Here is a 22742-nt window from a genome sequence, read left to right as displayed (position 1 = left end):
CGGCTATGACATCGACCAACGACATCCGTCGCTCATTCCTCGATTATTTCGGCTCGGCCGGCCACTCGATCGTGCCGTCGGCACCGCTGGTGCCGCAGAACGACCCGACCCTGATGTTCGTTAACGCGGGCATGGTGCCGTTCAAGAACGTGTTCACCGGCCTCGAAACGCGCCCCTATTCGACGGCGACCTCGTCGCAGAAGTGCGTTCGCGCCGGCGGCAAGCACAACGACCTCGACAATGTCGGCTACACCGCGCGCCACCATACGTTCTTCGAAATGCTCGGGAATTTCTCGTTCGGCGACTATTTCAAGGAACGCGCGATCGAGCTGGCATGGGGCCTCGTCACCAAGGAGTGGGGCGTCGATCCCAACCGGCTGACGGTGACCGTCTATCACACCGACGACGAAGCTTTCGATCTGTGGAAGCGCATCGCCGGGCTGCCCGACAGCCGGATCATCCGCATCCCGACCTCGGATAATTTCTGGTCGATGGGCGACACCGGCCCCTGTGGGCCTTGTTCCGAGATCTTCTACGATCACGGCGACCACATCCCGGGCGGCCCGCCGGGATCGCCGAACGAAGACGGCGACCGCTTCGTCGAGATCTGGAACCTCGTGTTCATGCAATATGAGCAGATCGACCCGGCGACCCGCGTCGACTTGCCCAAGCCGTCGATCGATACCGGCGCCGGCCTCGAGCGCGTCGCCGCGGTGCTGCAGGGCACGCATGACAATTACGACACCGACACCTTCAAGACGCTGATCCAGGCGAGCGGCGAGCTGACCAGCACCGACACGCAAGGGTCGTTCAAGGCATCGCACCGCGTCATCGCCGATCATTTGCGCGCCGCGGGCTTCCTCGTTGCCGACGGCGTGCTGCCGGCAAGTGAGGGCCGCGGCTATGTGCTCCGCCGCATCATGCGCCGCGCCATGCGCCACGCGCATCTGATCGGCGCCAAGGAGCCGCTGATGCACCGGCTGGTGCCGGCGTTGATCGGCCAGATGGGCGCGGCGTACCCGGAACTGGTGCGCGCGCAGCCGCTGATCGAGGAAACGCTGAAGCTCGAGGAGACGCGCTTCCGTCAGACCCTGCAGAACGGCCTGCGCCTGCTCGACGAGGCGACGGGCTCGCTTAAAAGCGGCGATACGCTCGCCGGCGACGTGGCGTTCAAGCTCTACGACACCTTCGGCTTCCCTTACGACCTGACCGAGGACGCGCTGCGGGCGCAGAATCTGCTCGTCGACCGCGCCGGCTTCGACGCCGCCATGGCCGAGCAGAAACGCGCCGCGCGCGCCGCCTGGACCGGATCGGGCGAGGCGAAGGACGCGACCGTCTGGTTCGACATCGCCGAAGTTAACGGTGCCAGCGAGTTCATCGGCTATACCGGCCATGACGGCGAGGGTGTCGTCGTGGCGCTGGTCAAGGACGGCAAGGCCATCGACAGCGCCAAGGCCGGCGAGACAGTGGCGATCGTCACCAACCAGACGCCCTTCTACGGCGAGAGTGGCGGCCAGGCCGGCGACGCGGGTATCATCAGCGGCGACAATGGCTTGCGGGCCGTCGTTGAGGATACGTCGAAGCCGCTCGGCAAACTGCATGCGCACCGGGCGACGATCGAGAGCGGCGAGTTGAAGGTGGGCGACGCGGTCAAGCTGCAGGTCGATGCTGACCGCCGCACCCGCACCCGCGCCAACCATTCGGCGACGCACCTGCTGCACGCCGCGCTGCGCAAGCATCTCGGCGCGCATGTCACCCAGAAGGGTTCGCTGGTCGCCGCCGACCGCCTGCGCTTCGACTTCAGCCATCCGAAGGCGATGTCGGCGGAGGAAATCACCACGGTCGAGGCCGAGGTGAACGCGCATATCCGCGAGAACAATGCGGTCAACACCCGCCTGATGACGCCCGACGAGGCGATCGCCGAGGGTGCAATGGCGCTGTTCGGCGAAAAGTACGGCGACGAGGTTCGCGTGCTGTCGATGGGTCTCGGCGACGAGCGGAGCTATTCGGTCGAGCTGTGCGGCGGCACCCATGTCACGGCGCTCGGCGACATCGGCCTGTTCAAGATCATCGCCGAATCCGCCGTGTCGGCCGGCGTCCGCCGTATCGAGGCGCTGACCGGCGAGGCGGCGCGCAGCTACCTCACCGAGCAGGAAGAGCGGCTGAAGGCCGCCGCCGCCACGCTGAAGGCACGCCCCGACGAAGTGGCGGCGCGCGTCGCCGCGCTGGTCGAGGATCGCCGCCGGCTGGAGCGCGAACTCGCCGACGCCAAACGCCAGCTGGCGCTGGGTGGCGGGCGCGGCGCCAGCGAGGAAGCCTCGGCGACCGAGCAGGTGGCCGGCGTCGGCTTCATCGGTCAGGTCATCGACGGCCTCGACGCCAAGAATCTCCGCGGCCTCGTCGACGAGGCGAAGAAGAAGCTCGGCAGCGGCGTGGCGGTGATGATCGCCGTCAACGAAGGCCGCGCCGGCGTCTCGGTCGGCGTCACCGACGACCTGACCGCGCGCTTCTCAGCCGTGGACCTCGTCAAGGTCGCCGCCACCGCGCTCGGCGGGCAGGGCGGCGGTGGCCGCCCCGACATGGCGCAGGCCGGCGGTCCCGACGGATCGAAGGCGGCCGAGGCCGTGGCGGCGGTGAAAGCGGCGCTGGAGAGCGCAGCGATCGCGGCCTGAGCTGTTAGCCACCACGCCTCTTCCTTCACTGTCATCCCCGCGAACGCGGGGACCCACTTTCGAGCGCAGGTGGCTGTGTCAGGGTGGGTCCCCGCCTTCGCGGGGATGACAGTTGTGGAAAACCGGGACTGGCGACCAGCTAAAGCCCCGGCTTCGGCTTCGCTTCCCGCAGCGTCCGCCGGCCCAAGGTCGGCGGCGCCTCGAGCCCCGGCACCAGCGCCTGGATCTGCTCGCGCAGGTCGGCGCGCTTTTCGTGGATCGAGGCAATCACCGGACCCATCGGCACACCGATGTCGACCAGCACGGCTTCCGAGAGTTGCAGGCTGGCCTCGACCGTCTCCGGCACCGCGTCGGTGACGCCAAGGCGGTAGAGTTCCGCCGCGTGGCGCGCGTCGCGGGCACGGGCGATGATCTGCAGGTCGGGATGGTCGGCGCGCGCCGCCTTGACGATGCGCGCCACGGTGCGCGGCTCGTCCATCGTCACCACCAGCGCGCGGGCAAGGCCCAGTTCGAGCCGGTTGACCAGATCGAGGTTGTTGGCGTCCCCGTAGCAGACCGAGCGCCCCTTGGCGCGCGACCGGGCGATCTCGTCGACGTCGCTGTCGACCGCCAGATAGGGAATGCTGTGCCGCTCCAGCATGTCGGCGACCAGCCGGCCGACGCGGCCGAAGCCGATGACGACGACGCGCGGCGCTTCCGCTTCGGCGGCGGGCGGCAACAGATGCGTCAGCTCGCGCTTGCGCCGGTCCTCGACCAAGGTCCCGAGCCGCGACAACAGCGGCAGGGTGGTCATGGCGAGCGCGGTGACCAGCTGCGCGTCGGCGGCGACCGTGGGACTCAGCATCCGCGCGGCGGCGGCGGCCGACAGGATGATCAGGCTCATCTCGCCGCCGGGGCCGAGCAGCAGCGACACGCGCGCGAGGCCGGCATGGTTGCCGATAAAGCCGCGCAGCAGCGGGAACACGATCAGCGCCTTCACCGCGACGAGCAGCGCCGCGCCGGCAACGAATCCGATCGGCGCCTCGGCCAGCCGTTCGAGGTTGAGCCCCATGCCGATCGAGATGAGAAACACACCGAGCAACAGGCCCTTGAACGGCTCGATGGTCACCTCGACCTGCTGACGGAACTCGGTGTCGGCGATGATCAGCCCGGCGAGCAGCGCGCCGACCACCAGCGACAGGCCCGCGGCGGCGGTCAGCGCGCTCGCCGCGATGACGATCAGCAGCGACGCCGCCATGAACATTTCCGGGCTGCGCGTCCGCGCGGCGCGGGCGAGGGCGGGGCGCAACAACAGCCGGCCGGCGAGCAGCAGCAGCGCGATGGCGGCGGCTCCCTTGGCGGCCAGCGCCGCGAGGTCGGCGGCGTCGAAGGTCTCGGTGCCGCCGACGACCGAGATCGCGAACAGCAGCGGGATCAGCGCGAGGTCCTGCAGCAGCAGGATGCCGAGCGAGGCGCGCCCCGCCCAGGTGACCAGCGCCTGCTCGGCGGTGAGCATCGGCAGCACGATCGCGGTGGAGGAAAGGGCGAGCGCGGCGCCGATCACCAGCGCGGTGGCGCCGCCCATGCCGGTGGCGATGGCAAGGCCGCCCGCGATCACCGCGCCGCTGATCAGCACCTGCGCGGTGCCGAGGCCGAACACCAGCCGCCGCATCACCCGCAAGCGGTCAAACGACAGCTCGAGGCCGATGGCGAACATCAGCAGCACGATGCCGATCTCGCCATAGGTGCTGACCGTCTCGGGATTGGAGATGGTGATCCAGCGGAGCAGCGAGGTTTCGTCGCCGAGGCCGCCGAGGCCGTAGGGCCCGACCAGCATGCCGATCAGGATGAACCCCACCACCGGGCTGATCCGCACCGCCGCGAAGGCGGGGATCACCAGCCCCACGGCGCCGAGGATAACGATCGCGTCGCTGATGGCGGAGGTAGGGTGGATATCGACGGCCATCGGGCCACTCTACACGCAAAGAAAAAGGCGTCAGCAGGGCCGACGCCTAATCCTTACGAAAATTGTGGGATTTTATCAGTCCATCGCGGCGTCGAGGTTCTCGACGATCTTGTCGAAGAACTGCTCGGTGGTCATCCACGCCTGATCCGGGCCGATCAGGATCGCCAGATCCTTGGTCATGTGGCCAGCCTCCACGGTCTCGACGCAGACGCGCTCGAGCGTTTCGGCGAACTTGGTCACCTCCGGCGTACCGTCGACCTTGCCGCGATGCTTCAGGCCGCCGGTCCAGGCGAAGATCGAGGCGATCGGGTTGGTCGAGGTCGGCTTGCCCTGCTGGTGCATGCGGTAGTGGCGGGTGACGGTGCCGTGCGCCGCTTCCGCCTCGACGGTCTTGCCGTCCGGGGTGAGCAGCACCGAGGTCATCAGGCCGAGCGAGCCGAAACCCTGCGCGACCGTGTCCGACTGCACATCGCCGTCATAGTTCTTGCAGGCCCAGATGAAATTGCCCGACCACTTCAGCGCCGAGGCGACCATGTCGTCGATCAGGCGATGTTCGTAGACGATGCCAAGCTTGTCGAACTGCGTCTTGAATTCCTTGTCGAAAACTTCCTGGAACAGATCCTTGAAGCGGCCGTCATAGGCCTTGAGGATCGTGTTCTTGGTCGACAGATAGACCGGCCATTTGCGGGCGACGCCATAGTTGAAGCTGGCGCGCGCGAAGTCGCGGATCGAATCGTCGAGGTTGTACATCGCCATGGCGACGCCGGACGACGGGAAGTCGAAAACTTCATGCTCGATCGTCTCGCCATTCTCGCCGACCCATTTGATGGTCAGCTTGCCGGCGCCGGGGATCAGGAAGTCGGTCGCCTTGTACTGGTCGCCGAAGGCATGGCGGCCGATGACGATCGGGTCGGTCCAGCCCGGCACGAGGCGCGGCACCGACTTGATGACGATCGGCTCGCGGAAGACGACGCCGCCGAGGATGTTGCGGATCGTGCCGTTCGGCGACTTCCACATCTTCTTGAGGTTGAACTCCTCGACGCGCTGCTCGTCGGGGGTGATCGTCGCGCATTTCACGCCGACGCCATGCTCCTTGATGGCGTTCGCCGCCTGCACGGTGACCTTGTCGTCGGTCGCGTCGCGGTTCTCGATGCTGAGGTCGTAATAATGAAGATCGACGTCGAGGTAGGGCAGGATCAGCTTCTCGCGGATCCACTGCCAGATGATGCGGGTCATCTCGTCGCCGTCGAGCTCGACGACCGGCTTCGCTACCTTGATCTTCGCCATCGGTTTCCCTTGTGAGCTGGCGCCCTGGGGAGGAGCGCGATCGAAACTATGTGAGCGTCGTTTAGAGGCGGCGCGGCCTTATATCAATCGCTCTGCGAGCGCCGGCAGGCCGGGCAGTTCCTCGACGATGTCGAACAGGTCCGCCGGCGCGAAACCTTCCGTGTCGAGGTGGCGGAGCAGCGCCATGAACGGCGACCAATAGCCGTTGGCGCCGAGCAGCCAGATCGGCTTGCCGTGGATGGAGAGCTCGCGCCAGGTCAGCGCCTCGAACAGCTCGTCGAGGGTGCCGATGCTGCCCGGCAGCGCGAGAAAGGCGTCGGAGCGCAGGTGCATCAGCGCCTTTCGCTCGTGCAGCGTTTCGACGACGATCAGTTCGTCGAGCCCCTGCTGCGCGATCTCGTCGCGCATCAGCGTACGCGGAATGACGCCGACGACGCTGCCGCCCGCCTTCTTCACGGCGCGCGCGGCGATCCCCATCAGCCCGACGGCGCCGCCGCCATAGACGAGGGTAATGCCGTTGGCGGCGAGCAGGCGGCCGAGCGCGTCGGCGGTTTCGGCATGCGCGGGGTCGGCGCCGGGTCGCGAGCCGCAGAACAGGCAGAGCGAGCGGATTCGGGTCATGGCCAACCGACATGCCACGGGCGATGCGACCATGAAAGGCGCTGTGCGTTGTCAGGCCGTGACCGAACCGTCTAATGATGGAGCCATGAGCTCACTGGCAACGCAGGGCGTCACCACGCCGACCGTCAAATATCGCACCCCGTCGGTGCACCCCGAAGGTATCAAGTTCGTCGTCATCGCCGCTGCGATCACCGCGGCGCTGTGGTGGCTGGTGGACTGGGATATCCTCGGCTGGCTGATGGCCGGAATCACCCTGTGGGTGGCCGCCTTCTTCCGCGATCCCGTCCGTGTGACCCCGCAGGGGCCGGGGCTGGTGGTGTCGCCCGCCGACGGTCTCGTCTGCCAGATTGCCGAAGTCGAGGCGCCGCGCCAGGTGGCAGGCGAGAATGGGCTCGCCATCGGCAGCTACACCCGCGTGTCGATTTTCATGAGCGTGTTCGACGTCCATATCAACCGCTCGCCGATCGCCGGCACGGTTCGCAAGCTGGTCTATGTCCCCGGCAAATTCCTCAACGCCGACCTCGACAAGGCCAGCGAGGACAATGAGCGGCAGTATTTCGTGGTGGAGAACGCCGACGGCGTCCGCATCGCCTTCACCCAGATCGCCGGGCTGGTCGCGCGCCGCATCATGCGCTTCGTGAAGGAAGGCGACACCGTCGCCGCCGGCGCGCGTATCGGCCTCATCCGCTTCGGCAGCCGCGTCGACGTGTTCCTGCCGGCCGGCACCGCGCCGACGGTGGCGCTCGGCCAGCGCGCCATCGCCGGTGAGACGATCCTCGGCCGCCTCGGCCAGACCGACGCCGCCGCCGGCATCTCGCAATGACCGACGACGTGCTCACCCGCCGCCAGCGGCTTGGCCGCGCACTGCCGATGCGGGCGATGATCCCCAACGCGATCACGCTCGCCGCGCTGTGCTTCGGCCTCACCGGTGTCCGCCTCGCCATTGCCGGCGACTGGGAGCGGGCGATCGCCGCGGTGGTACTGGCGGGCGTGCTCGACGGCATCGACGGCCAGATCGCGCGACTGCTGAAGGGCGCCAGCCGCTTCGGTGCCGAGCTCGATTCGCTGTCCGACCTGACCGCGCATGGCGTCGCGCCGGCGCTGATCCTCTATCTCTGGTCGCTGCAGTATCTGCCGGGGGCCGGCTGGCTGATCGCACTGTCGCTGGCCGCCTGTGCCGCGCTGCGCCTCGCGCGCTTCAACACCGGCATCGATCTCGAGGCCGGGCCGCACAAGCAGGCCGGCTTCCTGACCGGCGTTCCCGCGCCGGTGGGTGCCGGCCTGGCGCTGAGCCCGATGGCGCTCGACCTGTGGCTCGACACGCAATTCTTCCGCCAGCCGGTGGTAACCGGCGCGATCGTCGCGGGCGCTGCGCTGCTGATGGTGTCGGCGCTGCCGACCTATTCGTGGAAGAAGGTGCGCATCCGTCGCGAGTGGCGGATTTTCGCGCTGCTCGCCGTCGCGCTCTATGCGGGCGCGCTGTTCTCGGCGCCGTGGATGACCTTGTCGCTGACGATCGTCGCCTATGCCGCGTCGATCCCGTTCAGTGTTCTCGCCTACGGCAAGGTCAAGCGGCAGCGGCGCGCGGCTGCGGCCGGAAGCCAATCCGTGCCCCAATCCGAGCCGGCGCCGGCCAGGACCGAGCCGGAGCCGCCGTCGGTCTGATCTTCTGAAGCTGGGAGAGGGCCTGTGCGTTCGCATCGAAAGCGAGCGCGGCGCCGATCTGCGTCCACCGCGCCTTGAATTCGCCGGCGATCGCCGACAGCGCGAACAAGGTAACGCCGATGCTTACCACCGACCCGAAAACGACCTCAACCATTCAAGCCTCCCACCAAACCCTGCGAGATGGGTTGAGAACCATCTCCCGAATCAACAGTTCCAATGTTCATGATTTGTTCTCTCCTGTCAAATCGCCTCCGTTACGGCTTTTCGGCTCGTCGGAATCGACGAACCGTTGGCCGCAGGTAATTTTGGTTCAGGACAGCGAAAGACCGGCGGGTTAAGCTCGCAATCAGGACAAGCAGGGTCGGGGGACCAGCATGGACTGCGTAGACAATGATCGAATGATGACGGGGCGTGCGGCGGGGGCCGCGCCGCCGCTTTCCGAAGCCGAGCTCGATCTGGCGGTCGCTGCCAACGGCGGAAAGGTCGTGCGGATGCCCGGCCGCTTCGCGGTGATCGACGGCGGCCGGCCGGTCGAGGCGCCGCCGGCGCCGAAAATGTGGCTATGCCGGACGTGCGAGGACGACATCGGCGTCGCCACCTCGGTGGTCGAGCCGGTGTGGCAGGGACCGCTGCGCGAGAACGGCCGCGTCCGGCTGTCGTCGGGCACCAAGCGCATCGTCTGCACCCATTGCAAGATGCGCGGCAAACTGACTTTCGCAGACTGAACCTGTACGGCGCGGATTGATCGCGCGGCGCCCGCTGCGCTAGCGTCTCCCCAACAGACAAAGGGGAGGTTTTCGATGCTGGGTGCGATGCAGGGTTGGCCGCTGGTGGTGTCGAAGCTGATCGACCATGCGGCGCGCGCCTATCCGACCGTCGAGATCGTGACGCAGTCGGTCGAAGGGCCGCTGCACCGCACGAACTGGCTCGAGCTGCACGGCCGGTCGAAGAAGATCGCGCAGGCGCTGATCCGCCTTGGCATCAAGCCGGGTGATCGCGTCGCCACCTTGGCCTGGAACACCTGGCGCCATATCGAATGCTGGTACGGCATCTCGGGCATGGGGGCGGTCGCCCACACTATCAACCCCCGGCTGTTCCAGGACCAGATCGCCTATATCGCCAACCATGCCGAGGATCAGGTCCTGTTCTTCGACCTGACCTTCCTCAAGCTGGTCGAGGAGCTGGCGCCGCGCTTCGAGAGCATCAAGCACTATGTCCTGATGACCGACCGCGCGCATATGCCCGCGAACTCATCGCTCAACCTGCTCTGCTACGAGGATCTCCTCGCCGCCGAGGACGGCGCCTACGACTGGCCCGAGTTCGACGAGAACACCCCGGCCGGCCTCTGCTACACCTCGGGCACCACCGGCAATCCGAAGGGCGTGCTCTACACCCACCGGTCGAACGTGCTCCACACCTTCGCCGCCTGCCAGGTCGATGCCTTCGCCATGTCGTCGAACACCGTGGTGCTGCCCGTGGTGCCGATGTTCCACGCCAACGCCTGGGGCCTGCCCTATGCAGCGGCCGCCTCGGGCGCGAAGTTCGTGATGGGTGGACCGAACAACGATGCCGAGACCTTGCATCGCCTGATCATCGACGAGGGCGTCAACCTGACCGCCGCGGTGCCGACCGTCTGGCTCGGCATGCTCACCTACCTCGAGGCGACGGGTAAGAAGCTCGGCAAGCTGAAGCGCGTCGTCATCGGCGGCTCGGCGGCGCCGCGCTTCATGATCGAGGCGTTCGAGCGCGACCATGGCGTCACCGTCGCCCACGCCTGGGGCATGACCGAGATGTCGCCGCTCGGCTCGGTCGGCATGCTCTGCGCCGGCGGGCTCGCCGAGACGCCGGAGAAGCAGCTCGATTTGAAGTGCAAGCAAGGCCGGGCGCTGTTCGGCGTCGAGATGACCTTGAAGGACGATGACGGCAACGAGCTGCCGCGCGACGGAAAGGCGTTCGGCCGGCTGATGGTGCGCGGGCCGTGGATCGTCGAGACCTATTTCAAGGGCGACGGCGGCGTGGTGCTCGATGCCGACGGTTGGTTCGACACCGGCGACGTCGCGACCATCGATCCGCGCGGCTACATGCAGATCACCGACCGGTCGAAGGACGTCATCAAGTCGGGCGGCGAATGGATCAGCTCGATCGAGCTGGAGAACGCCGCGGTCGGCTGCCAAGGCGTCGCCGAGGCCGCGGTCATTGGCCTGCCGCACCCGAAGTGGGACGAGCGTCCGCTTCTGATCATCATCAGGAAACCCGGCGCAAGCGTCTCGAAGGATGAGATTTTGGCTCATCTGAAGGACAAGATCGCCAAATGGTGGATGCCCGACGACGTAGTGTTCGTCGACTCGATCCCGCACACCGCCACCGGCAAGATCCAGAAGACCGCGCTGCGCGAGCAGTTCAAGGGCTACACGCTGCCGACCGCGGCCTAGGTGATACGGAAATAATAGCTGTAGCTGGTCGGTGACCCGCTCACCACGACGTTGCCGATGGTGACGTCGTAGGTGGTGTTGCGCTGCAGCCCGGCGGCGTTGAATTGGATATTGTTGGGCAAGCCGAAGCCCTGATTGTCGAAGCGAAGGTTCGAGATGGCGAGCGCGTCGCCGCCGCGAGGCCGCACCGTCACCGTCGCATTGGTATAGTTGACCGAGGCGTTAGCGTTGCGGTTGGTGGCGCTGACGATGACGCCGAAGGACAGCAGCGCGCGGGTATCGAAGAAGCGCGCCGGGTAATCCTCATAGGGATAGGCGACGAACTGCGGCAGGCCGCTGGTCACCGCAGGCGAGGGCGTGCTGCTGTTGAACACCCGCAGCGACGCGGTATCGACCCGCCCCGACGCCGCCGAGGCCCCGGCGACCCGGCCATAGGCGACCGTCCCGAGGAACGGATCGAGCAGCCAGCGGCGGTGCCCGACGCTGTCGGCGACCGCGTTGGTCACGTCGGTCAGCCAGGCGATCATGATATTGTCGTCGGTCTCGAAGCCGAGGAAAGGCGAGGCGCCACCATAGAGGTTGCTCGACCGCGTGCCGGCGAGCGCCGCCGTTGTGTAACAGCGGTAGCTGGGCGGCGGCTCGTGGGTCAGCGCCTCGTTGGCGGACAGCACCAGCGAGGCGGCCATGACCGTGCTGTCGTCGGCGGTCGAATAGCCGACGGCGGGCAGGCGATGCAGGCGGCGGATCTCGTTGAGCGTCGCCAGCACCTGCGCGGTCACGGCGGGCTTCATGCGGCCGGCGCGGCAGGCGGCGATGTCGGGCGCCTCGTCATAGAGCGCCGCGGCGCGCGACAGGAAATCGCCGGGCGTCGGCGTGGGCGTCGGTGACGGCGTCGGGGCTGGCGCCGGCGCAGGAGCGGGGGCAGGGGCTGGCGCGGGGCTCGGCGTGGCGATCGGCGGGGTGCCGCTGCTGCCCTCATTCGAGCCGCCGCCTCCGCAGGCCGCCAGCAGCGGCAGGATCAACCAGAGCAACGGCCTGTTCACCGGCCTATCTCCCTCAACGCAAAACATACCCTCGAAATCCGAAACCATTGCTGCCGCGAAAAGGTTGCGGTGCGCTCAGAACAGACCGAGCTGCTCCGGCCCTGGGCGCCGGAAGCGGCTGGTATCGAGTGTCATCCGATCATGGATAAGCCCATGTTTCCGGCAGGCTTTCTCGAAGCGCGCCCGCAGCATGGCGGCATAGGCGCCCTGCGGCCGGAACCGCGCGAAGTAATGGCCCTCATTGTCTTTGCCGCCGCGCGCCTCGCGGATCAGCGCCATCACCTTCGCCTTGCGGTCGGGGAAATGCTCGTCGAGCCAGGCGCGGAAGATCGGCGCCACCTCGTGCGGCAGCCGCACCATCAACGAGAAGGCGCCGCGCGCCCCTGCTTCGGCGGCCGCCTCGACGATCGCCTCGATCTCATGATCGGTGATCGCCGGCACGACAGGCGAAATCGACACGAACACCGGCACCCCGGCGTCGGCGAGCGCCTTGATCGCGCGGATGCGCTGGTGCGGCGCCGAAGCGCGCGGCTCCAAGGTGCGGGCAATCTTCGGGTCGAGCGAGGTGACCGACAGCATCACCGCGGCCAGGTTCATCGCCGCCATCGGCGCGAGGATATCGAGATCGCGCGTCACCCGCGCCGACTTGGTCGTGATGGTGAAGGGGTGGTTGAATTCCTGCAGTACCTCAAGGATTTGCCGGGTGATCTTCCAGCGCTGCTCGATCGGTTGATAGGGATCGGTATTGGTGCCCATCGCGATCGGCCGGCATTCATAGGTCCGCTTCATCAGTTCGGCGCGCAGCAAGTCGGCGGCCGACGGCTTGGCGAACAGCTTGCTCTCGAAATCGAGCCCCGGCGACAGATTGTGGAAGGCATGCGTCGGCCGCGCGAAGCAGTAGATGCAGCCATGCTCGCAGCCGCGATAGGCGTTGATCGAGCGGTCGAAGGGAATGTCGGGCGAGCGCTGATAGCTGACGATGGTCTTCGGTTTCTCGATCGTCACCGTCGTCCGAAGCGGCGGCGGCCCGCCGTCGATGTCCTCGCGCGCATCCAGCCAGTCGCCATCATCCTCCCGCGCGGTGTCGTCGAACCGCGACGACTTCGCGTTGAACGTCGCGCCGCGGCCGCGCAGGGGTGGGGGAGTCGCCATGCCGCCATTCTACGGCGACATGAGAACACAACAAGAACAAACGCCGCTAGACGGCGGGTGCGAACCTATCCGTCTCGGCATCCAGCACATGCAGCACGCCTTCGCCGATGGCGAAGTACGCCCCGTGCAGCCTCAGGCGGCCCTTGCCTTCGCGGGGCGGGATGCAGGGAAAGGTGCGTAGGTTAGCAAGGCTGACGCGCACCGCGTCCTGCTCCAGTGCGCGCTGGGCGTTGAGCGACGGGTCGTGCTGGTGGGCGGCCTCGATCCTGTCGCGGGCGTCGTCGAGCAGGTCGATCCAGTGGCGGATGAAATAGCCTTCGCCGACGCCGGCGTCGTCGAAGCGGTGCGACAGCGAGGCGGCGACGCCGCCGCAGCCGCCGTGGCCCATCACCACGATGTCCTCGACTTCGAGCTGCGTCACCGCGAATTCCAGCGCGGCGGAAACGCCGTGGCGACCGCCGCCGGTTTCGTAGGGCGGCACCAGATTGGCGACGTTGCGCACCACGAACACCTGGCCCGGCGACACGTCGAAGATCAGCGCCGGATCGACGCGGCTGTCGGAGCAGGCGATGATCATCGTCTTCGGCGCCTGCCCGCCGGCCAGCGCGTCATAGCGCGCGCGCTGCGCCGGATAGTTGGTGGTGCGGAAGCGGCGGTAGCCGTCGAGGAGCGAGGAGAAATCGGCCATGGCGGCGGGGTAATCCGCTGTTGCGCGCGGCGCAAGCCTTCACCGGCCAACCGCACCGTGCATCGCCGCCATGTCCGCACCGCATGGGCAAGTCGCCGCCATCGGTTGGCAGGGGACGTTACCGTCGCTATCTAGCCCCCATGTCCGAGAGCGATCCCGCCATCCGCGTCCGCAAGCCCGACTGGCTGCGCGTCCGCGCGCCGACCAGCACCGGCTTTGCCGAAACCCGCAAGCTGATGCGGCGGCTGAACCTCAACACCGTCTGCGAGGAAGCGGCCTGCCCGAACATCGGCGAGTGCTGGACGCAGAAGCACGCGACGGTGATGATCCTCGGCGACACCTGCACGCGCGCCTGCGCCTTCTGCAACGTCAAGACCGGCATGCCGAAGGCGGTGGACCTGCTGGAGCCGGTGCATGTCGCCGAAGCGGCGGGCGAACTGGGCCTCGAGCATATCGTCATCACCAGCGTCGATCGCGACGACCTGCCCGACGGCGGCGCCTCGCAGTTCGTGAAGGTGATCCGCGAGCTGCGCGCCCGCGCGCCGAAAACCACCATCGAGATCCTGACGCCCGACTTCCGCAACAAGGCGGAGGATGCGGTGCGGGCGATCGTCGAGGCGCGGCCCGACGTCTACAACCACAATCTCGAAACCGTCCCGAGGCTCTATCCGACCATCCGCCCCGGCGCGCGCTATTATCATTCGCTGCGCCTTCTCGAGACGGTGAAGAAGCTCGATCCGACGGTGTTCACCAAGTCGGGCGTGATGGTGGGTCTCGGCGAGCAGCGGCTGGAACTCCATCAGGTGATGGACGACATGCGCTCGGCAGACATCGATTTTCTGACCATCGGCCAGTATCTGCAGCCGACGCCGCGCCATGCGAAGGTCGAGGAGTTCGTAACGCCCGACACCTTCCGCGCCTACGCCTCGATCGCGAAGGCAAAGGGCTTCCTGCTGGTGGCGTCGAGCCCGCTCACCCGGTCGAGCTATCACGCCGGCGCCGACTTCGAGCGGCTGCGCGCGGCGCGCATGGCGAAGGTGAAGTAACGCGGTGCGATCCGCTCCCTATCGTCATCCCCGCGAAGGCGGGGACCCAGTCCATGCAAAGATGCTGCCTGCTTTCGCAGGCGCTTTCTGCTTGTGCTGGGTCCCCGCCTTCGCGGGGATGACGGATGGGTGGGGGCCGGTCTGATGCCGCGCCATTCGGAGACCCGCCATCTGCCCTACACGCCAGCGCAGATGTTCGATCTCGTCGCCGACGTGGGCAAATATCAGCAGTTCCTGCCCTGGGTGATCGGTACGCGCGTGCGCTCGAAGAGCGAGGACGAGCTGGTCGCCGACCTCGTCGTCGGCTTCAAGATGCTGCGCGAGACCTTCACCTCGAAGGTGCTGCTCGAACGGCCGCACCATGTGCATGTCGATTATCTCGAAGGGCCGTTGAAGCAGCTCTACAACGACTGGCGGTTCGAGCCCGCGCCCGACGGCGGCACGCTCGTCCACTTCACCGTCGATTTCGAGTTCCGCTCGCGGGTGTTTGAGGCGCTGGCCGGCGCGGTGTTTGCGGACGCGCTGAAGAAGATGATCGGCGCCTTCGAAACGCGCGCGCAGCAGCTCTACGGCGCCGGCATCAGCAGTTCGAGCGCCATCCGTACCGCCTGAGCGCGCACCGCGCTGCGACCCAAGTCACCGAACTGATGCTGGTCGGCGACGATCTCCTTGGGGTCGGCGCCGCGCCGCGCGCGGGCGAACACCACGGTGCCGACAGGCTTCTTCTCGGTGCCGCCGCCGGGGCCGGCAATGCCGGTGATCGCCACCGCCACATCGGCATTGCTCTTCGCCAGCGCGCCCTGCGCCATCGCCCAGGCCACCGCGATCGACACGGCGCCGAAGGTATCGATGATGTCGTGGCTGACGCCGAGCATCTCGTGCTTGGCCTCGTTCGAATAGGTGACGAAGCCGCGGTCGAACACGTCGGACGAGCCGGCGATCTCGGTCAGCGCGCCCGCGACCAGCCCGCCGGTGCAGCTTTCGGCGACCGCGATCGTCTTGCCGGCGGCACGATTGGCGGCCAGCACCTCTTCGGCGAGCTTCAGGATATCCGCGTCGATCATCTCAATCCTCCGCCGGCAACCGCACCGTCGCCACCGCCTGCGCCGCGATGCCTTCGCGGCGGCCGGTGAAGCCCAGCCCCTCGGTCGTCGTTGCCTTGACGCTGACCGACCCGAAGCCGATCCCGAGGATGGCGGCGATGCGTTGCCGCATTGCGTCACGATGCGGGCCGACCTTGGGCGCCTCGGCGATAATGGTCAGGTCGACATGGTCGATGCGGCCGCCGCGTGCCCGCACCAGCTGTGCGGCATGCGCGAGGAACCGATCGGAGGCGGCACCCTTCCACTGCGGATCGCTCGGCGGGAAATGCTGGCCGATGTCGCCATCGCCGATGGTGCCGAGCAGCGCATCGGTGATCGCATGGAGGCCGACGTCGGCGTCGGAATGGCCGATCAGGCCGTGCGTATGCGCAATCTGCAGCCCGCACAGCCAGATATGGTCGCCAGGGCCGAAGCGGTGGACATCGTAACCCATCGCCGTCCGTGACGTCATGGCGGCGGCGAGCAACGTCTCGGCGCGGGCGAAGTCGGCGGGGGTGGTGAGCTTCATGTTGGCCTCGTCTCCCTCGACCATCGCCACCCTGCCACCGGCGGCGCGCAGCACGGCGGCATCGTCGGTCGCCGCCAGGCTCACCGCGCGGTGCGCGGCGAGAATGGCGGCATGGCGGAAGCCTTGCGGGGTCTGCGCGCGGTAGAGACCCTCGCGCTCGACCTCCGCCTCGATATGGCTGCCGCCGCGTCGCAGGCTGTCGCTGACGGGGAGGGCGGGGATGACGCCGTCCTCATTGTTGAGCGCCGCCAGCACGCGATCGATGACGGCCGGCGCGACGAAGGGGCGGGCGGCGTCGTGGATCAGCACGCAATCGGCAGTGAGCGCTTCGAGGCCGAGCTTCACCGATTCCTGCCGGCTCGCGCCGCCGTTCACCGGCGGGAGGAAGTCGAGACCCTCGACAGCCGCGTCATAAAGTTCGCGGTCATCGGGGTGGATGACCACCTGAACGCCGTCGATTTGCGGGTGCGCGAGAAAGGCCTGCACCGTCCGCCGCAACACCGCCTGGCCGCCGATCGTCCGATACTGCTTGGGCAATCCCTCGCCGGCGCGGTGGCCCCGGCCGGCGGCGACGATCAGCGCAAGGGTGCGGGGCCGCGACATGGGCGCGCTCTTACCGCGCCCCCGCCTTGCCGAAAAGGGCCGTTGCCGCTATCTGCGACGCCTCATTTTTGTGCAGAATGTCGGTATGCCCAAGCTTAAGCCCATCAGCATCGGTCCCGTGACCATCGACGAGCCGGTCATCCTCGCGCCGATGACCGGCGTGACCGACCTGCCGTTCCGCAAGCTGGTGAAGCGCTATGGCGCCGGGCTCACGGTGACCGAGATGATCGCCAGCCAGGCGATGGTGCGCGAGACGCGCCAGTCGCTGCAGAAATGTGCCTGGGACCCGAGCGAGGAGCCGGTGTCGATGCAGCTCGCCGGCTGCGAGCCCGGCGTGATGGCGGAAGCCGCCAAGCTCAACGAGGATCGCGGCGCCGCGATCATCGACATCAATATGGGCTGCCCGGTGAAGAAGATCGTCAACGGCGACGCCGGCTCGGCGCTGATGCGCGACCTGCCGCTCGCCGCCGCGATCATCAAGGCGACCGTCGCGGCGGTGAAGGTGCCCGTCACCCTGAAGATGCGCATGGGCTGGGATCATGCCAGCCTCAACGCGCCCGAGCTGGCGCGCATTGCCGAGGATTTGGGCGTTCATTTGATTACCGTGCACGGCCGCACCCGCTGCCAGCTCTACAAGGGCACGGCGGACTGGGCGTTCGTGCGCAACGTCAAGGAAGCGGTCAAGCTGCCGGTGGTGGTCAACGGCGACATCTGCTCGCTGGAGGACGTCGACACCGCGCTCGAACAGTCGGGTGCCGACGCGGTGATGATCGGGCGCGGCGCCTATGGCAAACCGTGGTTGCTCGGCCAGGCGATGGCCTGGCTGGCGCGCGGCGAACGGCCCGCCGAGCCGTCACTGTCGGAGCAGTACGACCTGATCGTCGAGCATTACGACATGATGCTGTCGCACTATGGCGTGCAGAATGGCGTCAACCTGATGCGCAAGCATTTGGGCTGGTATACCAAGGGGATGCCGGATTCGGCTGAGTTCCGCCATGCGGTGAACCAACAGGACGATCCGAAGCGCGCGCTGTCGATGATCGAGGCCTTTTACGCGCCGTACCGCCTTCGGGCGGCAGCGTGAACCCGGCGGCGTCGCCGACGCTGGTTCACGACGCACCGGCCGCGGCCGATATCCTCAGCTTCCTGCCGATCCCGGTGCTGGTCATCGACCCGGATGGCCGCATTGCGCAGGCGAACATCGCCGCCGAGAGCCTGTTCAACACCTCGCAGGCCGCCTTGCGCGAGAAAGGCTGGGACGCGTTGCTGTCCGCCGACAGCCCGTTCCGCGCGCTGCTCGCCGATGCGCAGGGCGGGGAGGGCAATTTCGCCGCCTATGACCTCGATCTGCACCTGATCGGCGGGGTGCGCTTCCGTGCCGACGTGCTGATCGCGCCGATCGGCTATCAGCAGGGCTGGCTGACGGTGGCCTTTCAGACCCGCGCCGTCGCTTCGCTCGTCGACCGGCAGCTTGTCCACCAGGGCGCGGCGCGCTCGGCGGTGGGCGTGGCGGCGATGCTGGCGCACGAGATCAAGAACCCGCTGTCGGGCATCCGCGGCGCGGCGCAATTGCTCGCGCACAATGTCGATGACGATGGCCGCGAGCTGACCGACCTCGTCTGCACCGAGGTCGACCGCATCCGCAATCTCGTCGACCGCATGGAGAGCTTCACCGACACCCGCCGTGTCGAGCGCGAGCCGGAGAATATCCACGCGGTGCTGAGCCACGTCCGCCGCGTCGCCGAGCAGGGCTTCGCCAACGCGCTGACCTTTCGCGAACGCTATGATCCGTCGCTCCCCCCCGTGCTCGGCAACCGCGACGCGCTGATCCAGGTGTTCCTCAACCTCGTGAAGAACGCCGCCGAAGCGGCTGGTGACGGTGGGGAAATCATGATGACCACCGCCTATCGCCATGGCCTGAAGGTCGCGGTGAAGGGCTCCGAGCGCCGGGTGTCGGTGCCGCTCGAGGTCTGCGTCATCGACAACGGCCCGGGCGCGCCCGCCGACATGGAGGAGCATCTGTTCGATCCCTTCGTCACCTCGAAGCGGTCGAGCCAGGGGCTGGGCCTCGCGCTCGTCGCCAAGATCATCGGCGAGCATGGCGGCATCGTCGAATATGAGCGGACGCAATTGCCGCCGCGCACCATCTTCCGGGTGCTGCTGCCGATGCAGCAGGAGAACCGCGCGTGAGCGAGGCCGCCACCGTCCTCGTCGCCGACGACGATGCCGCGATCCGCACCGTGGTGCGGCAGGCGCTGGTCCGCGCCGGCTATAACGTCCGCACCACCGACAGCGTCGCCGGGCTGTGGAAGCTCGCCGAGGACGGGCAGGGCGATGTCGTCATCACCGACGTCATGCTGCCTGACGCCAACGGCCTCGACGCCATTCCGGCGCTGCTCGACAAGCGGCCCGGCCTGCCGGTGATCGTGATGAGCGCGCAGAACACTTTGGCGACGGCAGTGCGCGCGACCGAGCAGGGCGCGTTCGAATATCTGCCGAAACCCTTCGATCTTGATGAGTTGACCCGCGCGGTTGCCAGTGCGCTCGAACAGTCGCGCATGGCGCGGTCGAAGGCGGCGGACACGCGCGGCGGGGTCGACGACAATCTGCCGCTGATCGGCCGCTCGGCGGCGATGCAGGACGTCTACCGGACGATGGCGCGCGTCGTGCCGACCGACCTCACGGTGATGATCCTCGGCGAAAGCGGCACCGGCAAGGAGCTGGTGGCGCAGGCGCTGCACAATATGGGGCCGCGCCGCACCGGGCCGTTCGTGCCGGTGAACATGGCGGCGATCCCGCGCGAGCTGATCGAATCCGAGCTGTTCGGCCATGAGCGCGGCGCGTTTACCGGCGCGGCGGCGCGCGTGTCGGGCCGCTTCGAGCAGGCGCAGGGCGGCACACTGTTCCTCGACGAGATCGGCGACATGCCGATGGATGCGCAGACGCGGCTGCTGCGCGTGCTGCAGTCGGGCGAGTTCACCACCGTCGGCGGCAGCCGGGCGATGCGCGCCGACGTGCGCATCATCGCCGCCACCCACAAGGACCTGCGCCGCCTGATCGATGCCGGCCAGTTCCGCGAGGACCTGTTCTACCGCCTCAACGTCGTGCCGATCCGCCTGCCGCCGTTGCGCGCCCGCGCCGACGACATCGGTGAGTTGGCGCGGCATTTCCTGACCCGCGCCGAGGCGGAAGGGCTGCCCAGGAAGCTGCTCGACCCGACCGCGATCGAGCGGCTGCGCGCGCACAGCTGGCCGGGCAACGTCCGCGAGCTGGAAAATCTCATGCGCCGCCTCGCAGCGCTTGCCCGCGAGGAGACGATCACCGCCGCCGCCGTCGAGAACGGCCTCAGCGAAGGCGGGCCGGTGGCGAGCGATGTCGACACCGGCGACGGCCGCGGCCTTGCCGGATCGGTCGAGGCGCATTTGTCGCGCTATTTCATCACCTTCGGCGACGATCTTCCGCCCGATGGACTCTATGACCGCGTCCTCGCCGAACTCGAACGGCCGCTGCTGACGCTCAGCCTGCTCGCCACCAACGGCAATCAGATCCGCGCGGCGAAGCTGCTCGGGATCAACCGCAATACGCTGCGCAAGAAATTGAACGATTTGCGCATCGATGCCGCCACCTTGCGCGGTGTTCGCTGAGGTGAAGCGTCGCGCCACGGCAACAATGTGGTCAAAGCGCCACGAACTTTGCTAGGCTGTCCGCGATGACGCCGCTCAACCCGTCTGCCTCGACGCCGCTTCGCTGGCGCATGTGGCGCCGACGCTTCAATCGTTGGGTGACGCGCGTCGATTTCTATCCGCGGCTGGAAATCGGCTTCGCGCTGCTCGCGACCGTGCTCGGCATCACCGGCTATGCGGTGCTGACCGGCGAGAGGGCGCCCGCCGAGGGCTTCGACCCGTGGATGGTGACCTTGCTGCTGGTCGCGATCCTGGTGCCGTTGATGGGCCTGATCGTGCTCATCGCCCGCCGCTTCGCCATCCTGCTCAGCAAGCGCAGGGAAGGGCAGGCCGGCGCGCGCCTCCACGTCCGCCTCGTCGGGCTGTTCGCGGCCATCGCCGCGGTACCGACCTTGCTGGTCGTGGTGTTCGCCTCGCTGCTGTTCCAGTTCGGCGTGCAGTTCTGGTTCTCCGACCGGGCGCGCACCGTGCTGGAGAATGCCGACCGCGTCGCGCAGGCCTATGTGCAGGAGAACAAGCAGCGCATCGTCGGCGATATCCTGCCGATGGCCGCCGATCTTCGCGCCAATACCGAGCAGTTCGGCCTGTTGAGCAAGGACTTCCGCGACAACCTCGACCTGCAGGTGCTTTACCGCAACCTGACCGAGGCGGCGGTGTTCTCGCCGCAGGGCGAGGAGCTGGTGGTCTATGCGGCCTCGGGCCTCGACAACCGCCCGTTGCGCAGCCGCATCCTGACGCTCGACCTGCAGCGCGCCCAGTCCGGCGAGGCGGTGGTGATCGCCAGCGCCAGCGACCGCGTCGAGGCGATCGCCCGCATCGACCCGATCTTCGAACGCTACGTCTATGTCAGCCGCAAGGTGTCGCCGCAGGTGCTCAACCAGGTGGCGCGCACCCAGAATGCCTTGAGCGAGTATAAGTCGCTGATCGAGCGGTCGCGCGCGATGCAGTGGCGCTTCAACCTGATGCTCGTCGTCGTGTCGCTGCTGATCCTCGCCGCCGCGATCTGGTTCGCGCTGTGGCTCGCCAATCGCCTGGTCGCCCCGATGAGCCGGCTGGTGGACGCCGCCGAGCGCGTCGGCGCCGGCGATTTCGGGGCGCGGGTGCCGGTGCGCGGCACCACCGACGAGATGACGACGCTCGCGCGCACCTTCAACCGCATGACGACGCAGCTCGACGCGCAGAAGAACGCGCTGGTCAGCGCCAACGAGCAGCTTGATCGCCGCCGCGAGTTTACCGAGGCGGTGCTGTCGCGCGTGTCGGCCGGTGTGCTGTCGATCGGCGACGACGGTATCATCCGCATCGCCAACCAGTCGGCCTGCGAGCTGCTCGAGCGCGACGCCGTCGACCTGTCGGGCGTGCCGCTCACCGAAGCGGTGCCCGAGCTGGCCGACCTGCTCGACGAGGCGACCGGCGCCGGCCATGCCCGCGGCGAGGCGCGCATTGCCCGTGGCGCCGACACGCAGACGCTCGCGGTGCAGGTCGCGGCCTTCGCGAATGGCTTCGTGCTGACCTTCGACGACATCAGCCAGCAGCTGTCCGACCAGCGCCGCGCCGCCTGGGCCGATGTGGCGCGCCGCATCGCGCACGAGATCAAGAACCCGCTGACCCCGATCCAGCTCTCCGCCGAGCGGCTGCAGCGCAAATACGGCAAGCAGATCACCGAGGATCCCGAGACCTTCGGCAGCCTGACCGGCACGATCATCCGTCAGGTCGGCGACCTGCGCCGCATGGTCGACGAATTCTCCTCCTTCGCGCGCATGCCGAAGCCGGTGTTCCGCCCCGAGCCGGTGCTCGATATCGCCCGGCAGGCGCTGTTCATGCAGGAGGTCGCGCATCCGGCGGTAACCTTTGCGATGAAGGTGCCCGAAACCTTGCCGCTGCTGGTCTGCGACCGCCGCCAGATCGCCCAGTCGCTGACCAATTTGCTGAAGAACGCGGCCGAAGCCGTCGCGGCCCGGCAGGAGCGCGACGGCGCACCCGGACATGTGAGCCTGTCGGTCGAGGCCAGCGGCGATCGGCTGGTGATCGCGGTCACCGACAATGGCGTCGGGCTGCCACCCGAGCTGCGCGACCGGATTACCGAACCCTACGTCACGACGCGGGTACGGGGCACCGGGCTTGGCCTTGCGATCGTCAAGAAGATCGTCGAGGAGCATGGCGGGACGCTCGACCTGGCAGATGCGCCGGGTGGCGGCACCGTCGCGCGCATGATCTTCGACCCGAAGGCACTGATCGAACGGATGGAAGCGGACGCGGGCAGCGAGATGCCCGAGCCGAAGCGAGGACAGGGGTAG

Annotated in this window: 19 protein-coding genes; 11 read left to right on the top strand and 8 right to left on the bottom strand. The window is 67.6% G+C overall.

Going from position 1 to position 22742, the window contains the following annotated elements; translation table 11 throughout:
• The first annotated feature begins 5 nt into the window (after positions 1-5).
• A complete protein-coding gene (alaS, locus tag ACFOMD_RS13965) occupies positions 6-2672 on the top strand; it encodes an alanine--tRNA ligase (RefSeq protein WP_380862411.1) in 2667 nt (888 codons plus the stop codon).
• Between the two features lie 139 nt (positions 2673-2811).
• Here the strand turns inward: alaS and ACFOMD_RS13960 are convergent, their stop codons facing one another.
• From ACFOMD_RS13960 to ACFOMD_RS13950, 3 genes are all read right to left on the bottom strand, one after another.
• A complete protein-coding gene (locus ACFOMD_RS13960; protein ID WP_380862409.1) occupies positions 2812-4617 on the bottom strand; it encodes a cation:proton antiporter domain-containing protein in 1806 nt (601 codons plus the stop codon).
• A 75-nt stretch (positions 4618-4692) separates the two neighbouring features.
• Positions 4693-5904, bottom strand: a complete 1212-nt coding sequence (locus ACFOMD_RS13955) for an NADP-dependent isocitrate dehydrogenase (protein ID WP_380862407.1) — start codon at positions 5902-5904, stop codon at positions 4693-4695.
• Between the two features lie 78 nt (positions 5905-5982).
• Positions 5983-6525, bottom strand: coding sequence for an LOG family protein (locus ACFOMD_RS13950; RefSeq protein ID WP_380862405.1), 543 nt, complete (start codon positions 6523-6525; stop codon positions 5983-5985).
• 85 nt (positions 6526-6610) lie between these two features.
• Between ACFOMD_RS13950 and ACFOMD_RS13945 the strand changes: the two genes are divergently transcribed.
• From ACFOMD_RS13945 to ACFOMD_RS13930, 4 genes are all read left to right on the top strand, one after another.
• Positions 6611-7348: a phosphatidylserine decarboxylase gene (locus ACFOMD_RS13945; RefSeq protein WP_380862403.1), complete on the top strand. Its 738-nt coding sequence runs from the start codon at positions 6611-6613 to the stop codon at positions 7346-7348.
• Complete coding sequence (locus ACFOMD_RS13940) at positions 7345-8190, top strand: CDP-alcohol phosphatidyltransferase family protein (protein WP_380862401.1); 846 nt, start codon at positions 7345-7347, stop codon at positions 8188-8190. Before ACFOMD_RS13945 ends, ACFOMD_RS13940 begins: the two co-directional genes overlap by 4 nt.
• A gap of 398 nt (positions 8191-8588) precedes the next feature.
• Positions 8589-8915: a hypothetical protein gene (locus ACFOMD_RS13935; RefSeq protein WP_380862399.1), complete on the top strand. Its 327-nt coding sequence runs from the start codon at positions 8589-8591 to the stop codon at positions 8913-8915.
• A 75-nt stretch (positions 8916-8990) separates the two neighbouring features.
• The gene (locus tag ACFOMD_RS13930) at positions 8991-10622 is read left to right on the top strand and encodes a 3-(methylthio)propionyl-CoA ligase (protein ID WP_380862397.1); all 1632 of its coding nucleotides are present in this window, start codon (positions 8991-8993) and stop codon (positions 10620-10622) included.
• On the opposite strand, the gene ACFOMD_RS13925 is transcribed toward ACFOMD_RS13930, so the two are convergent.
• The 3 genes from ACFOMD_RS13925 to ACFOMD_RS13915 form a co-directional block, all read right to left on the bottom strand.
• Complete coding sequence (locus ACFOMD_RS13925) at positions 10619-11665, bottom strand: hypothetical protein (protein WP_380862395.1); 1047 nt, start codon at positions 11663-11665, stop codon at positions 10619-10621. The two genes, ACFOMD_RS13930 and ACFOMD_RS13925, sit on opposite strands and share 4 nt — an antisense overlap.
• Positions 11666-11740: 75 nt before the next feature.
• Positions 11741-12817, bottom strand: coding sequence for a PA0069 family radical SAM protein (locus tag ACFOMD_RS13920; RefSeq protein ID WP_380862393.1), 1077 nt, complete (start codon positions 12815-12817; stop codon positions 11741-11743).
• A gap of 46 nt (positions 12818-12863) precedes the next feature.
• Complete coding sequence (locus ACFOMD_RS13915) at positions 12864-13505, bottom strand: carbonic anhydrase (RefSeq protein WP_380862391.1); 642 nt, start codon at positions 13503-13505, stop codon at positions 12864-12866.
• 140 nt (positions 13506-13645) lie between these two features.
• Between ACFOMD_RS13915 and lipA the strand changes: the two genes are divergently transcribed.
• Both lipA and ACFOMD_RS13905 read left to right on the top strand, forming a co-directional pair.
• Positions 13646-14551, top strand: coding sequence for a lipoyl synthase (lipA, locus tag ACFOMD_RS13910; RefSeq protein WP_380862389.1), 906 nt, complete (start codon positions 13646-13648; stop codon positions 14549-14551).
• Between the two features lie 144 nt (positions 14552-14695).
• Complete coding sequence (locus ACFOMD_RS13905) at positions 14696-15163, top strand: type II toxin-antitoxin system RatA family toxin (RefSeq protein WP_380862387.1); 468 nt, start codon at positions 14696-14698, stop codon at positions 15161-15163.
• Here the strand turns inward: ACFOMD_RS13905 and ACFOMD_RS13900 are convergent.
• Both ACFOMD_RS13900 and ACFOMD_RS13895 read right to left on the bottom strand, forming a co-directional pair.
• Positions 15118-15615, bottom strand: a complete 498-nt coding sequence (locus ACFOMD_RS13900) for a CinA family protein (RefSeq protein WP_380862385.1) — start codon at positions 15613-15615, stop codon at positions 15118-15120. The two genes, ACFOMD_RS13905 and ACFOMD_RS13900, sit on opposite strands and share 46 nt — an antisense overlap.
• Position 15616: 1 nt before the next feature.
• Positions 15617-16765, bottom strand: a complete 1149-nt coding sequence (locus tag ACFOMD_RS13895; protein WP_380862383.1) for a bifunctional 2-C-methyl-D-erythritol 4-phosphate cytidylyltransferase/2-C-methyl-D-erythritol 2,4-cyclodiphosphate synthase — start codon at positions 16763-16765, stop codon at positions 15617-15619.
• Between the two features lie 85 nt (positions 16766-16850).
• Between ACFOMD_RS13895 and dusB the strand changes: the two genes are divergently transcribed.
• From dusB to ACFOMD_RS13875, 4 genes are all read left to right on the top strand, one after another.
• Positions 16851-17849: a tRNA dihydrouridine synthase DusB gene (gene dusB, locus ACFOMD_RS13890; RefSeq protein WP_380862381.1), complete on the top strand. Its 999-nt coding sequence runs from the start codon at positions 16851-16853 to the stop codon at positions 17847-17849.
• Complete coding sequence (locus ACFOMD_RS13885; RefSeq protein ID WP_380862379.1) at positions 17846-18955, top strand: two-component system sensor histidine kinase NtrB; 1110 nt, start codon at positions 17846-17848, stop codon at positions 18953-18955. The genes dusB and ACFOMD_RS13885 overlap by 4 nt, the downstream gene beginning before the upstream one ends.
• On the top strand, positions 18952-20409 hold the full coding sequence (gene ntrC / locus ACFOMD_RS13880; RefSeq protein ID WP_380862377.1) for a nitrogen regulation protein NR(I): 1458 nt from the start codon (positions 18952-18954) through the stop codon (positions 20407-20409). The genes ACFOMD_RS13885 and ntrC overlap by 4 nt, the downstream gene beginning before the upstream one ends.
• Positions 20410-20474: 65 nt before the next feature.
• Complete coding sequence (locus ACFOMD_RS13875) at positions 20475-22742, top strand: sensor histidine kinase (RefSeq protein ID WP_380862375.1); 2268 nt, start codon at positions 20475-20477, stop codon at positions 22740-22742.

This window comes from Sphingoaurantiacus capsulatus (assembly GCF_042648405.1).
Classification (GTDB): domain Bacteria; phylum Pseudomonadota; class Alphaproteobacteria; order Sphingomonadales; family Sphingomonadaceae; genus Sphingoaurantiacus; species Sphingoaurantiacus capsulatus.
This window is presented reverse-complemented; position numbering and strand designations above follow the sequence as displayed.

Bases quoted from the DNA above. Each gene is read 5' to 3' on its own strand.
- lipA (WP_380862389.1), top strand. From the start codon at position 13,646: ATGTCCGAGAGCGATCCCGCCATCCGCGTCCGCAAGCCCGACTGGCTG.
- ACFOMD_RS13930 (WP_380862397.1), top strand. From the start codon at position 8,991: ATGCTGGGTGCGATGCAGGGTTGGCCGCTGGTGGTGTCGAAGCTGATC.
- ACFOMD_RS13960 (WP_380862409.1), bottom strand. From the start codon at position 4,617: ATGGCCGTCGATATCCACCCTACCTCCGCCATCAGCGACGCGATCGTT.
- ACFOMD_RS13920 (WP_380862393.1), bottom strand. From the start codon at position 12,817: ATGGCGACTCCCCCACCCCTGCGCGGCCGCGGCGCGACGTTCAACGCG.
- alaS (WP_380862411.1), top strand. From the start codon at position 6: ATGACATCGACCAACGACATCCGTCGCTCATTCCTCGATTATTTCGGC.
- ACFOMD_RS13900 (WP_380862385.1), bottom strand. From the start codon at position 15,615: ATGATCGACGCGGATATCCTGAAGCTCGCCGAAGAGGTGCTGGCCGCC.
- ACFOMD_RS13895 (WP_380862383.1), bottom strand. From the start codon at position 16,765: ATGTCGCGGCCCCGCACCCTTGCGCTGATCGTCGCCGCCGGCCGGGGC.
- ACFOMD_RS13940 (WP_380862401.1), top strand. From the start codon at position 7,345: ATGACCGACGACGTGCTCACCCGCCGCCAGCGGCTTGGCCGCGCACTG.
- ACFOMD_RS13905 (WP_380862387.1), top strand. From the start codon at position 14,696: ATGCCGCGCCATTCGGAGACCCGCCATCTGCCCTACACGCCAGCGCAG.
- dusB (WP_380862381.1), top strand. From the start codon at position 16,851: ATGCCCAAGCTTAAGCCCATCAGCATCGGTCCCGTGACCATCGACGAG.
- ACFOMD_RS13950 (WP_380862405.1), bottom strand. From the start codon at position 6,525: ATGACCCGAATCCGCTCGCTCTGCCTGTTCTGCGGCTCGCGACCCGGC.
- ACFOMD_RS13955 (WP_380862407.1), bottom strand. From the start codon at position 5,904: ATGGCGAAGATCAAGGTAGCGAAGCCGGTCGTCGAGCTCGACGGCGAC.
- ACFOMD_RS13935 (WP_380862399.1), top strand. From the start codon at position 8,589: ATGATGACGGGGCGTGCGGCGGGGGCCGCGCCGCCGCTTTCCGAAGCC.
- ACFOMD_RS13875 (WP_380862375.1), top strand. From the start codon at position 20,475: ATGACGCCGCTCAACCCGTCTGCCTCGACGCCGCTTCGCTGGCGCATG.
- ACFOMD_RS13945 (WP_380862403.1), top strand. From the start codon at position 6,611: ATGAGCTCACTGGCAACGCAGGGCGTCACCACGCCGACCGTCAAATAT.
- ACFOMD_RS13915 (WP_380862391.1), bottom strand. From the start codon at position 13,505: ATGGCCGATTTCTCCTCGCTCCTCGACGGCTACCGCCGCTTCCGCACC.